This window comes from Streptomyces sp. NPDC111520 (assembly GCF_055635295.1).
Window position 1 is genome coordinate 42092 of the sequence record NZ_JBVKBW010000015.1, and the last position, 12184, is coordinate 54275.

A 12184-nucleotide genomic window follows, 5' to 3' on the forward strand; every position below is an offset into this window, starting at 1 on the left:
GAGCGGGAGCGGAAGCGTGCTGGCCGGACGGTACCGGCTCGGCGACGTCATCGGCCGCGGCGGCATGGGGCGGGTCTGGGAGGCCCAGGACGTCGTGCTGCGGCGCACCGTCGCCGTCAAGGAGCTGACCCTCGGCGCCCATCTCGCGGAGGACGACCGCGCCGTGCTCCAGGAGCGGATGAAGCAGGAGGCCCGGGCCGCCGCCCGGATCAACCACCCCAACGTGGTGACCGTCCACGACGTCGTGGAACAGGACGGCCGGCCCTGGATCGTCATGGAACTGGTGGACGGCCGCTCCCTGGACGAGGCGGTGCGCGAGGACGGCCCGCTGTCCCCCAGGCGGGCCGCCGCGGTGGCCGCCGCCGTGCTGGAGGCGCTACGCGCGGCGCACGCCGCGGGCGTGCTCCACCGGGACGTGAAGCCGGCCAACGTGCTGCTCGCCCGCGACGGCCGGGTCCTGCTGACGGACTTCGGCATCGCCGTCGTCGAGGGCGACTCGGCGATCACCCGCACCGGCGAACTCGTCGGTTCCGTCGACTACCTGGCGCCCGAGCGGGCCCGCGGCGGCCGTCCCGGCCCGGAGTCCGACCTGTGGTCGCTGGGCGCCACGCTCTACGCGGCGGTCGAGGGGCGCTCGCCGTTCCGCCGTACGTCGCCGATCGGCACCCTGCAGGCCGTGGTGTACGAGGAGCTGCCCGAACCCCGGGCGGCCGGCCCGCTGCGCCCGGTCATCGCGGCGCTGCTCGCGAAGGAGCCCGCCGCGCGCCCGCCGGCCGGGCAGCTGGCGACCACGCTCACGGCCATCGCGGCGGGCGGCCCCCGGCGCCGCCGCCCCGGCGGGCGCCGCGCCGCGCTCGTGGCGGCCGCGGTCGCCGGGGCGCTGCTGGCGGGCACCGGAGGCGTCCTCGCGGTGGTCGAGGGGCGCGGCGACGGCACCGGCGATGCCACCGGGGTCCCGGCCGGCTACGTGCGCGTCCACGACCCGGCGGGCTTCAGCCTCGCCGTACCGCGCGGCTGGCAACGCCAACTGGACGGCGACCAGATCGACTACACGCCCGACGGCGGCGCCCACCGGCTGCGCGTCGGCGTCGGCCGCGCCGCGCCGGGCGTCAACCCGTACATGCACCTGCTCGAACTGGAGAAGAGCGTGCAGGCGCTCCCCGACTACACCCGGGTGCGGCTGCACCAGAACACCTTCCGGGGCGGCGACGGCTGCCTGTGGGAGTTCACCTGGACCGACTCCAAGGAGCACCCGGGCCCGCGCCGTGCCGTCGACCAGGCGTACGTGACGGCCGACGGCCGCGAGTACGCCCTCTACATGGGCGCGCCGGCCGGCGACTGGGCGGCCTCCGCCGCCCGGTTCCAGGTGGCCCTGCAGACCTGGCGGCCGGAACCGGCCGGGGTGACCGGCGGTGCGGCATCATGACCCCATGAGGGGCGACGGGGGGCGGCTGGTCGCCGGGCGGTACCGGATCACGGGGCGGCTCGGGCGCGGCGGCATGGGCACGGTGTGGCGGGCCGACGACGAACTGCTGGGCCGCCGGGTGGCGGTCAAGGAGCTGCACGCCGAGGGCGACGAGGACCGCGCCCTGCGGGAGGCGCGCACGGTCGCCCGGATACGCCACCCCCATGTGATCGTCCTCTTCGACGTGGTCGAGCACGACGGCTCCCCCTGGATCGTCATGGAGCTCGTCGACGGCCGCTCGCTCGCCGACGTCCTCGCCCAGGACGGCCCGCTGCCCCCGCGCGAGGCCGCCCGGATCGGCGCCGCCGTCACCGGTGCGTTGCGGGCCGCGCACGAACGCGGCGTGCTGCACCGGGACATCAAGCCCGGCAACGTCCTCGTCGAGCACGGCACCGGGCGGATCGTGCTGACCGACTTCGGCATCGCGCGGGTGACCGGAGCGACCACGCTGACCGAGGCCGGGGACTTCGTGGGCTCGCCCGAGTACACCGCCCCCGAGCGGATGTCCGGGCAGGCCGCGGGGCCCGCCTCCGACCTGTGGTCGGTGGGCGTGCTGCTGTGCGCGGCGGTCGTCGGGCGGTCCCCGTTCCGCCGGGACTCCCTGGGGGAGGTGCTGCACGCCGTCGTGTTCGAGGAGATCCGGCCGCCGGAGCGGACCGGGCCGCTCCTGCCGGTCGTCGAGGCCCTGCTGCGGCGCGAGCCCGAGCGGCGGCCGACCGCGCAGGAGACGGAGGAGCTGCTCGCCGGGTACGCGGAGACCGGCGTGCCGCCCACCGCGGTGCCCGCGCCCGCGCCGGGCACGGAGACGGTGCGCCAGGACGCGCCGCTTCCCCGGGCCCGGCGCAGACGGGGCCCGCTGGCGGCCGTGCTGGGCGTGGCGGTGCTGGCGGGGGCCGGCGTCGCGGCGGCCTCCCTGCTGCCGGACGCCGGTTCGACGGGCGGCGCCGCTCCGGACCGGACCGCCGTCACGAGCGGCGCGCCCGCGCGGACCTCCCCGTCCGCCGCGTCCGCTCCGGCGGACCCCGCGTCGGCCACCCCGTCGCTCCCCGCGGGATTCCGCACCGTCGACGACCCCGCGGGCTTCTCGCTCGCCCTGCCGGAGGGCTTCCGGCGCTCCCTCGAACCGCCGCGCGTCTTCTACTACTCCGCCGGCAAGGAGTTCCGCGTCGGCATCCGCACCCAGCGCCCGGACCCCCGCGGGCCCGAGGCGGTCATGCGCGCCCAGGACGCCGCCGGCCCGGCCGCCTACCAGGGTTACCGGGACGGCTTCGTCACCCCGACCACGCAGAACGGGCACCCGGCCGCGCTGTGGGAGTTCACCTGGGACGGCTTCACGCACGGCGTGCCGCGCCGCACCTTCGACCTGTGCTGGGAGGAGGGCGGCCGCCAGTACGACCTGTGGGTCTCCTCGCCGCTCCAGCAGGCCGAGCGGGGCCGTGACTACTTCGACACCGCCCGCGCCGCCTTCCGCGCCGGGTGAGTGCCCGCGCGGGGCGGGCGGGGCACGGGTCGCGGCGTTCCTGCCAGCTTTTGCTGGCGTCATGGTGAAAACCGGCTACTGACGGGTATGCACGCGGTGTCACCGCATCGTACGCTCCCGCCATGACGGACTCTCCTACTGCCGGTAACGGCAATCCGGTCGCCCCCTCCGGCACCAGGACCGCCGCGGACGTGGTGACCCCGGACCTCGTGGCACGGCTGACGCGAGGCGTGGCCGGCAGCGGCCGGACCGTGAACCACACGCCGCTGACCGGCGAGAAGCTGGCGGAGCTCCCGGAGTCGACGCCGCAGGACGTGGCGGCGGCCTACGAGAGGGCGCGGGAGGCGCAGAAGGCGTGGGCGGCGACGCCGGTGCGCCGCCGCGCGGCCGTGCTGCTCCGCTTCCACGACCTGGTGCTGGCCCGGCAGTCCGAGGTGCTGGACCTGATCCAGCTGGAGACGGGCAAGGCGCGCCTGCACGCGCACGAGGAGGTGCTGGCGGTCGCCGTCGCCGCCCGGCACTACGGCGTCAAGGCCCCGTCGTACCTGAGGCCCAAGCGGCACACCGGTGCCATCCCGACCCTCACCAAGGTGCGGGAGCTGCGGCACCCGCGCGGCGTCGTCGGCCAGATCGCGCCGTGGAACTACCCCCTCGAACTCTCCGTCGGCGACGCGCTGCCCGCCTTCGTCGCCGGCAACGCCGTCGTGATGAAGCCCGACACCGAGACCGCGCTGACCGCCCTGTGGGCGCGCGAGCAGCTGATCGAGGCCGGACTGCCCGCCGACGTCTGGCAGGTCGTCATCGGCGAGGGCCCGGTCGTCGGCCCGGCGGTCGTGGAGCACGCCGACTACGTGTCCTTCACCGGTTCCACCCGCACCGGCCGGGACGTGGCGACCCGCGCCGCGGCCCGTCTGATCGGCGCCTCCCTCGAACTCGGCGGCAAGAACGCCCTGCTGGTGCTGGAGGACGCCGACCTCGACAAGGCGGCCGAGGGCGCGGTCCGCGCCTGCTTCTCCTCGGCGGGCCAGCTGTGCATCTCCATCGAGCGGCTCTTCGTCCACGCCTCCGTCGCGGACGCCTTCCTGGAGCGCTTCACCGCGCGCACCCGGGCCCTCCGGCTCGGCACCGCCCTCGCCTACGGCGCCGGGATGGGGTCGCTGGCCGGGGAGCGCCAGTTGGAGACCGTCACACGGCACGTGGAGGAGGCCGTCGCCAAGGGCGCCACCGTCCTCACCGGCGGCCGGGCCCGGCCCGACGTCGGCCCGTACTTCTTCGAGCCGACCGTCCTGGACGGCGTCGAGCCGCCGATGGCCGTGTGCGCCGAGGAGACCTTCGGCCCGGTGGTGTCCGTGTACCGCTTCACCGACGAGGACGACGCGGTCGAGCGCGCCAACGCGACGCCGTACGGCCTCAATTCCAGCGTCTGGACCAAGGACACCCGCCGCGGCGCCCGCGTCGCCGCGCGCCTGCGCAGCGGCACCGTCAACGTCAACGAGGGCTACGCCTCCGCGTACGGCAGCGTGCAGTCCCCGATGGGCGGCATGAAGGACTCCGGGCTCGGCCGCCGGCACGGCTCCGAGGGCATCCTCAAGTACACCGAGGCGCAGACCGTGGCGACGCAGCGGCTGCTGCCGATGGCCCCGTCGCTGGGCATGGACGACTCGGCGTACGCGGCCCTCATGAGCCGCAGCCTGCGGGTGATGAAGACGCTGAGGCTGCGCTGATGGAGGGGGAGCGGATGTCCTACGACTACGACGTGATCGTGATCGGGTCCGGCTTCGGCGGGGCCGTGTCGGCGCTGCGGCTGACCGAGAAGGGCTACACGGTCGGCGTCCTGGAGGCGGGCCGCCGCTGGACCCGGGATTCGTTGCCGAAGAACTCCTGGCACGTCAAGGACTACCTGTGGGCCCCGGCGCTCGGCCTGTACGGCATCCAGCGCATCCACCTGCTGGACAACGTGATGATCCTGGCCGGCGCGGGCGTCGGCGGCGGTTCGCTGAACTACGCCAACACCCTCTACGTCCCGCCGAAGGCCTTCTTCGAGGACCGCCAGTGGGGCCGCATCACGGACTGGCAGGAGGAACTGGCCCCCTACTACGACCAGGCCAAGCGCATGCTCGGCGTGCGGCTCAACCCGACGATGACCCCCTCGGACGTCCACCTCAAGGCGACCGCCGAGCGGATGGGCGTCGGCGACTCCTTCCACATGGCCCCGGTCGGGGTGTTCTTCGGCGACGGCCGGGACGCCGCGGGCGACGCGCGGGCGGTGCCCGGCGGCGAGGTCCCCGACCCGTACTTCGGCGGCGCCGGCCCGTCCCGGCGGGCCTGCACCGAGTGCGGGGAGTGCATGACCGGCTGCCGCCACGGCGCCAAGAACACCCTCAACGAGAACTACCTCCACCTCGCCGAGCAGGCGGGCGCCGAGATCCACGCGATGACCACCGTCACCGCCCTGTCGGAGAACCCCGAGGGCGGCCACGACGTCACCGTCGTCCCCACCGAGCGCCGCCGCAAGGCGGAGCCGCGCGTGCTGCGCGCCCGCCACGTGGTCGTCGCCGCGGGCACCTACGGCACCCAGACCCTGCTGCACCGCATGCGCGACGCGGGCCGGCTGCCGGGCCTGTCCGCCCGGCTCGGCGAGCTGACCCGCACCAACTCGGAGGCATTGGTGGGCGCGCAGACCGACAGCCGCCGCTACCGCCGGCGCACGGGCGAGCGGCAGGTGGACTTCACGCGTGGTGTGGCCATCACGTCCTCGATCCACCCCGACGAGAACACCCACATCGAGCCGGTCCGCTACGGCAAGGGCTCCAACTCGATGGGCGGCCTGTCGATCCTCCAGGTCCCGCACGGCACCCGGCTGCCGCGCGGACTGGCCTACCTGGCGCACTGCGCGCGGCACCCGGTGCTGCTGATGCGGTCGCTGTCCAACCGCCGCTGGTCCGAGCGCACCATCATCGGGCTGGTCATGCAGTCCCTGGACAACTCGCTGACCACCTACCGCAAACCCAAGGGCCTGGGGAAGGGCCTGCTCACCGCCCGCCAGGGGCACGGCGCGCCCAACCCCTCCTTCATCCCCGAGGGCGCCGAGGCCGCCCGCCTGCTCGCCGAGGAGATCAACGGCTTCGCGGGCAGCAACGTCGGCGAGTTGATGGGCACCCCGCTCACCGCCCACTTCCTGGGCGGCTGTCCGATCGGCGAGGACGCCGAGCACGGTGTGATCGACCCGTACCACCGGCTGTTCGGGCACCCGGGGATCCACGTGGTGGACGGCGCCGCGGTCTCCGCGAACCTGGGGGTCAACCCCTCGCTCACCATCACCGCCCAGGCCGAACGCGCCATGTCGCTGTGGCCCAACAAGGGCGACGCCGACCCGCGTCCGGCCCAGGGTGAGGCCTACCGGCGCGTCGCCGCGGTCGAGCCCAAGGCGCCGGCCGTCCCGGCGGAGGCCTTCGGCGCGCTGCGGCTGCCCGTGCTCCCCGTACCGCCGGTGCCGCCCAAGGCCTGACCCCGCCGGACGCCCGTGGACGCCCGGACACGAGGAGGGGCCGCGCCCGCCGGGGACGCGGCCCTCGGGCCGCTGTTCCGGCCGCCGCCGGACCGCCCGGAGAGCGCCATGTGCGGCCCGACTCACTCGATCGAGGGTCGGATACCTGCTCAAGTGCCGCGAAATGAGTAGTGTGTTCCTCGCAGAGCGGCCGGTCCCGGGCGTCCCCGGAACCGACCGCCACTTTGAGGTGTGACCGGGCTGCTGTCCCCTGCCGTCCGGTCACTGATCACCGCAGCGAGGTCCCACGGCGCGACCGCATTGCTTCCACTCGCGCGGGCGCGCCTCATCGCTCCGGTGGCACCCCGCCCAGCTGCGTCTGAGCGGTGTCCACGCGTGGTCTTCGACGTCCTTGCTTCCCTGGCCCAGGGTGACCGCGCCTGGCTGGCACGGACACCGGATTCAACGAAGGCGTCCGTAGGCGGTCACGTGCCGTACGGGTGATGCCCCCCGAACGGGTCACAGGGCCGGTGCCGCGGGGGTTTCAGACCCGCCCGCGGCACAGCTCCAGCAGGGTCATGGCGAGTGCGGTGCCGGGCCTGCCCAGCGGGTCGCTGTAGCGGCGCAGGACGTCCATCTCGCGGGAGAGGTGGACACGGCGGCCGCCGGACTGCATGCGGGCGTGCTGGATGCCGGCCGAGACCGTCATCCGTTCCCGCACCAGGGCGATGATCCGGGCGTCGAGGTCGTCGATCCGCTCGCGGGCGGCCGCGATGACGGCGGCGGGGTCGGCGGCCGGCGGAGCCGCGGGGTCGGTGGTGGGCGGTGCCGCGGGGGTGCTGCTCATGGGGTTCCTCCTGGGGGACGGGCCCCCGGGCCGCCCGGGACGGGAAACGCCAGGCGCCCCGGGCCGTGTGGCCCGGGGCGCCTGGTGACGTCTGGATGCGTTTCCTCGCTCAGACAGCACGACCATGGCAGCCGGACCAGCCGGTGCCATAGGTAAACGCGAAGTGCGTGCTGCTGAACATGGCGGACAGTGTGACTCCTCGGGCCGGGGAAGTAAAGCCGCGGGCCCCGGTAGAATCGGCAGGGACCCCACGTTCGACCCGCCGGAAGGCCCACCGTGGCATCAGCGACCCCAGCCGCCCCCGACACCGTTCTCGTCGTCGACTTCGGGGCGCAGTACGCCCAGCTCATCGCCCGTCGTGTGCGTGAGGCCCGGGTCTACAGCGAGATCGTGCCGAGCACCATGCCCGTCCAGGAGATGCTGGCCAAGCGGCCCGCGGCGATCATCCTGTCGGGCGGGCCCTCGTCCGTCTACGCCGAGCACGCCCCCCGGCTGGACCGTGCCCTCTTCGAGGCGGGCATCCCCGTCTTCGGCATGTGCTACGGCTTCCAGTTGATGGCGATCACCCTCGGCGGCACCGTCGACAACACCGGCGCGCGCGAGTACGGCCGTACCCCGCTGCACGTCGGCAAGACCGGCTCCACGCTCTTCGAGGGCACCCCGGCCGAGCAGTCGGTGTGGATGTCGCACGGCGACACCTGCACGGCCGCCCCGGAGGGCTTCTCCGTCTCCGCCGCCACCGACCTGGTGCCGGTGGCCGCGTTCGAGAACGACGAGAAGAAGCTCTACGGCGTCCAGTACCACCCCGAGGTGCTGCACTCCGAGCACGGCCAGCAGGTGCTGGAGCACTTCCTCTACCGGGGCGCCGGCATCGCGCCGGACTGGACCACGCACAACGTGGTCGAGGAGCAGGTCGCCGCGATCCGCGCTCAGGTCGGCGACAAGCGCGCCATCTGCGGCCTGTCCGGCGGCGTGGACTCCGCGGTCGCCGCGGCCCTGGTCAACAAGGCCATCGGGGAGAAGCTGACCTGCGTCTACGTGGACCACGGCCTGATGCGCAAGGGCGAGTCCGAGCAGGTCGAGAAGGACTTCGTCGCGGCCACCGGCGTCCAGCTGAAGGTCGTCGACGCCGAGGAGCGCTTCCTGACCGCGCTCGCCGGGGTGTCCGACCCCGAGGAGAAGCGCAAGATCATCGGGCGGGAGTTCATCCGGGTCTTCGAGCAGGCCGCGAGCGAGATCGTCGCCGAGGCCGGCGCGCACGGCGAGTCGGTGGAGTTCCTGGTGCAGGGCACCCTCTACCCGGACGTGGTGGAGTCCGGCGGCGGCACCGGCACCGCCAACATCAAGTCCCACCACAACGTGGGCGGCCTCCCCGAGGACCTGCAGTTCCAGCTCGTCGAGCCGCTGCGCAAGCTCTTCAAGGACGAGGTCCGCATGGTCGGCCAGGAGCTCGGCCTGCCCGAGGAGATCGTCCAGCGCCAGCCCTTCCCGGGCCCGGGCCTGGGCATCCGCATCGTCGGCGAGGTCACCAAGGAGCGCCTGGACCTGCTGCGCGAGGCCGACGCCATCGCCCGCGAGGAGCTGACCGCCGCCGGTCTCGACCGCGACATCTGGCAGTGCCCGGTGGTCCTGCTGGCCGACGTGCGCTCGGTGGGCGTGCAGGGCGACGGCCGTACCTACGGCCACCCGATCGTGCTGCGCCCGGTCTCCAGCGAGGACGCGATGACCGCGGACTGGTCGCGGCTGCCGTACGAGGTGCTGGCCCGGATCTCGACCCGGATCACCAACGAGGTGGCCGACGTCAACCGCGTCGTGCTGGACGTCACCAGCAAGCCCCCGGGCACCATCGAGTGGGAGTAGCCCCCCGCGTGGGGCAGGCTTGGGGCGATACCGGGGAAACCTGGTATCGCCCCTGTCCATCTGCGGTACCTCGGGGTAACTTCCGCGCCATGACCGACACCGCGCCGCCGCAGCCCGTACCCCCCGACCGGCTCCATTTCGCGCTGCCGCCCACCTTCGAGGACCCCGCGGCCGAACGCCGCCACCGCAAGGAGCGGCTCGTGGTGGCGCTGCGCGCTTTCGCGGAGCTGGGGTTCGAGGACGGGGTGTCCGGGCACATCACCGTGCGCGACCCGGAGCTGGCGGACCATTTCTGGGTGAACCCCTTCGGCGTGCCGTTCCGGCACCTCACCGTGGGCGAGCTGATCCTGGCCAACCAGCACGGCGCCGTCGTCGAGGGCCGGCACCACGTCAACCAGGCGGCGTTCACCATCCACGCCCATGTGCACACCGCGCGGCCCGACGTGACGGCCGTGGTGCACAGCCACTCGACCTACGGCCGGGCGCTGGCCGCGCTGGGGGAGCGGCTGGAACCGATCACCCAGGACGCCTGCGCCTTCTACGAGGACCACTCGCTGTTCGACGCGTACACCGGGGTCGTGGTGGACGAGGCCCAGGCGCGGCGCATCGCGGTGGTCCTGGGAGCGCACAAGGCGCTGGTCCTGCGCAACCACGGACTGCTGACGGTCGGCGAGACCGTGGACGCGGCGGCGTGGTGGTTCATGACGATGGAGAGGTCCTGCCAGGTGCAGCTGAGCGCGAAGGCGGCAGGCAAGCCGGTGTGGATCGCGCACGAGGACGCGATCGCCACCCGTGAGCAGTTGGGACATGATCTGGTCGCCTGGATCAACTACCAGCCCACCTATGAGCGGATAGTCCGCGAGAATTCAGAGCTTTTTGATTGAACGACGGCCGCTTCGCCTACGTATCTCCCAGGGCGCTCCTGGAGAATCGGTCCGGGAGGGGGTCCACGGCAGGTGCGTGCGAGAGGGCGGACGTCATGAGCGTGACGGGCACAACGGGCATGAACGGTATGCGGGACACGGAGCGGTACCCCAGTCAGGGTCCGTGGCGGGACACGGCACGGCGCTACGCCCTGCTGCCGCTGCGCATCTTCCTCGGCGTGACCTTCGTCTACGCCGGCTTCGACAAGCTGATGTCCGACACCTTCTTCAACGACGGCGCCGCGGGCTCGCTCGTCGGCCTGCTGAACGGGATCCGCGACAGCGCCGCGATCCCGGCCATGGTCGACCTGGCCCTGAAGAACCCGCACGGGTTCGGCTACGCGATCGCCTTCGGCGAGATCGCCGTCGGCATCGGCACGCTGGTCGGCCTGCTCAGCCGGATCGCCGCCCTGGGCGGGGCGCTGATCTCGCTGAGCCTGTGGCTCACCGTCAGCTGGGCCACGCAGCCGTACTACTACGGCAACGACCTCGCCTACCTGATGGCCTGGCTGCCGCTGGTCCTCGCCGGCGCCCCGCTACTGTCCGTCGACGCCATGATCGCCGGACGGCGCGGCCGGGGACGGCGCGGCCTGGCCTGACCGCCGGGCGGCCCGCCCCCGGACCATCCGGGAGGTGACCGAGCCGAGTGCCGCGAGCCCCAGACCCGCACAGGTCAGGGGCACCGCGGCCGCCGGGGACAGCGACACCTCGCCGGCGGCGTCGAGCAGGAACACCGCGGCCAGCCCCAGCAGGACCAGCCCGGTCAGCAGCGCCGAGGGCGCGAACGGATGCCTTCTCACGGGAACTGCACCACCTTCACCTGTCCGACGCCCATCTCCACGTCGAGTTCCACCGTGCCCCGCGACTTCCGGCCGTCCGCCGGGTCCAGGGTCACCTTCCGGTCGAGACCGGGCTGGACGTCGACGTCCTTCTCCTGCTCGCCCGGCAACTGCAGGTCGCCCACGCCCACCTGGACGTGCATCCGCAGTGTGACGTCCTCCGGAACCCTGACGACCAGCTGCCCCGCGCCGACCTCGGCCCGCGTCGAGACCGTGCGTCCGCCCGGCTCCAGCTCCGACAGGTCCAGCGTCGCCCGGCCGGTGCCCAGCTCGTACGAGTCCTGCACCGCGGAGAGCGTGGCGGGCGTCCAGGTGCGCTGCTTCCAGTCGGTGCCGACCGAGCGCGGCAGCGTCGTGGAGCCGACCAGCAGCGCGGCGGTCAGCAGCACCACGAAGACGGTGCCGCCGCCGAGCCGCCCCCACCAGGTGCTGACCACGAAACCCAGGCCGAAGACGGCCAGCGCGGAGCCGAGGCCGATCTGCACGCTGGTGGCCAGCGGCTCGGACGACCAGGACGCGGCCAGGCCGCCCGCCGCCGCGGCCGCCGCCAGGAAGAACACGAGCACGCCCAGCCAGGCGCCGTCGCGCCGCACCGCCCGGCGCCGGTCCCGCCACTCGCGGCGGTCGCGCTCGACGTCCGAGGGACCGTCGTCCGGTCCCCACAGGTAGCCGCCCGGCCCAGGCACCGGCGCCGCGTCCTCGACCGCGGTCTCCTTCCACCACGCCGACGTCGCGGGCTGCGGAGGCGGCTGGGTCGGGGGCGGCGCGACCGGCTGGGCGGGCGCCTCGGTCGCCTGCCGCCGGTGCACCGACCAGTAGACGGCGCCGGCGAAGGCCGCCAGCAGCCCCAGCGAGAAGGCCAGGTTCCCGCCGCTGCCCAGCATCGACAGGAAGAGCCCGCAGCCGACCAGCGAGACCAGCACCGCCGTCAGCGCCGTCCCCTCGACCCGCCCGGACAGCAGCCGGTGCGCCTCGCTCTCGGTCTCCCCCGCCGCGGGGACGAGGAGCCACGCCAGGCCGTACGCCACCAGCCCGAGACCGCCGGTGAGCGCCAGCACGCCGAGCACGATCCGGAAGACCACCGGGTCGATGTCGAAGTACCGTCCCGCGCCCTCGCAGACGCCGGCGATGACCTTCCGCTCGCGGCAGCGCGCCAGCCGCGGGCCGGGCGGCGACCCGGCCGTCTCCGTCTCCGTGTACTGCTCCGTCATGGGTCCATGGTGGCGGTCCCGGACGCGTGCCGGTATCCGGAACGACCCTGACCCGGCATGGGGGCCAACCCT

The 12184-nt window shown here is 73.8% G+C and carries 10 protein-coding genes; 7 read left to right on the top strand and 3 right to left on the bottom strand.

Annotation, left to right across the window (positions count from 1 at the left end; all coding sequences use genetic code 11):
* Positions 1 to 16 precede the first annotated feature (16 nt).
* From ACZ7MY_RS30550 to ACZ7MY_RS30565, 4 genes are all read left to right on the top strand, one after another.
* Positions 17 to 1426, top strand: a complete 1410-nt coding sequence (locus ACZ7MY_RS30550; protein WP_499606504.1) for a serine/threonine-protein kinase — start codon at positions 17 to 19, stop codon at positions 1424 to 1426.
* Positions 1427 to 1430: 4 nt separating this feature from the next.
* On the top strand, positions 1431 to 2945 hold the full coding sequence (locus ACZ7MY_RS30555) for a serine/threonine-protein kinase (protein ID WP_499606505.1): 1515 nt from the start codon (positions 1431 to 1433) through the stop codon (positions 2943 to 2945).
* Positions 2946 to 3067: 122 nt separating this feature from the next.
* Positions 3068 to 4669 (top strand): succinic semialdehyde dehydrogenase, encoded by a 1602-nt coding sequence (locus tag ACZ7MY_RS30560; RefSeq protein WP_499606506.1) that lies wholly within the window; start codon positions 3068 to 3070, stop codon positions 4667 to 4669.
* Positions 4669 to 6453, top strand: a complete 1785-nt coding sequence (locus ACZ7MY_RS30565; protein WP_499606507.1) for a GMC family oxidoreductase N-terminal domain-containing protein — start codon at positions 4669 to 4671, stop codon at positions 6451 to 6453. Before ACZ7MY_RS30560 ends, ACZ7MY_RS30565 begins: the two co-directional genes overlap by 1 nt.
* A 523-nt stretch (positions 6454 to 6976) precedes the next feature.
* Here ACZ7MY_RS30565 and ACZ7MY_RS30570 read toward each other — a convergent pair.
* Entirely contained in the window at positions 6977 to 7279 is a 303-nt protein-coding gene (locus tag ACZ7MY_RS30570) for a chorismate mutase (protein ID WP_499606508.1), read from the bottom strand.
* 276 nt (positions 7280 to 7555) lie between these two features.
* On the opposite strand from ACZ7MY_RS30570, the gene guaA reads away from it, so the two are divergent.
* The 3 genes from guaA to ACZ7MY_RS30585 all read left to right on the top strand — a co-directional run bounded on the left by guaA (position 7556) and on the right by ACZ7MY_RS30585 (position 10661).
* The gene (guaA, locus tag ACZ7MY_RS30575) at positions 7556 to 9139 is read left to right on the top strand and encodes a glutamine-hydrolyzing GMP synthase (protein WP_499606509.1); all 1584 of its coding nucleotides are present in this window, start codon (positions 7556 to 7558) and stop codon (positions 9137 to 9139) included.
* 89 nt (positions 9140 to 9228) lie between these two features.
* Entirely contained in the window at positions 9229 to 10023 is a 795-nt protein-coding gene (locus ACZ7MY_RS30580) for a class II aldolase/adducin family protein (RefSeq protein ID WP_499606510.1), read from the top strand.
* Between the two features lie 119 nt (positions 10024 to 10142).
* Positions 10143 to 10661 carry a DoxX family protein gene (locus ACZ7MY_RS30585; protein WP_499606511.1) on the top strand — a complete coding sequence of 173 codons (519 nt, stop codon included), beginning with the start codon at positions 10143 to 10145 and terminating at the stop codon, positions 10659 to 10661.
* Here ACZ7MY_RS30585 and ACZ7MY_RS30590 read toward each other — a convergent pair.
* Entirely contained in the window at positions 10599 to 10862 is a 264-nt protein-coding gene (locus ACZ7MY_RS30590) for a hypothetical protein (protein WP_499606512.1), read from the bottom strand. The two genes, ACZ7MY_RS30585 and ACZ7MY_RS30590, sit on opposite strands and share 63 nt — an antisense overlap.
* Positions 10859 to 12112, bottom strand: coding sequence for a PspC domain-containing protein (locus tag ACZ7MY_RS30595; RefSeq protein WP_499606513.1), 1254 nt, complete (start codon positions 12110 to 12112; stop codon positions 10859 to 10861). Before ACZ7MY_RS30595 ends, ACZ7MY_RS30590 begins: the two co-directional genes overlap by 4 nt.
* Positions 12113 to 12184: the final 72 nt, after the last annotated feature.

Coding starts and splice junctions, on each gene's coding strand:
- ACZ7MY_RS30555 (WP_499606505.1), top strand. CDS start 1,431: ATGAGGGGCGACGGGGGGCGGCTGGTCGCCGGGCGGTACCGGATCACG.
- ACZ7MY_RS30560 (WP_499606506.1), top strand. CDS start 3,068: ATGACGGACTCTCCTACTGCCGGTAACGGCAATCCGGTCGCCCCCTCC.
- ACZ7MY_RS30570 (WP_499606508.1), bottom strand. CDS start 7,279: ATGAGCAGCACCCCCGCGGCACCGCCCACCACCGACCCCGCGGCTCCG.
- ACZ7MY_RS30595 (WP_499606513.1), bottom strand. CDS start 12,112: ATGACGGAGCAGTACACGGAGACGGAGACGGCCGGGTCGCCGCCCGGC.
- ACZ7MY_RS30585 (WP_499606511.1), top strand. CDS start 10,143: ATGAACGGTATGCGGGACACGGAGCGGTACCCCAGTCAGGGTCCGTGG.
- ACZ7MY_RS30580 (WP_499606510.1), top strand. CDS start 9,229: ATGACCGACACCGCGCCGCCGCAGCCCGTACCCCCCGACCGGCTCCAT.
- ACZ7MY_RS30565 (WP_499606507.1), top strand. CDS start 4,669: ATGGAGGGGGAGCGGATGTCCTACGACTACGACGTGATCGTGATCGGG.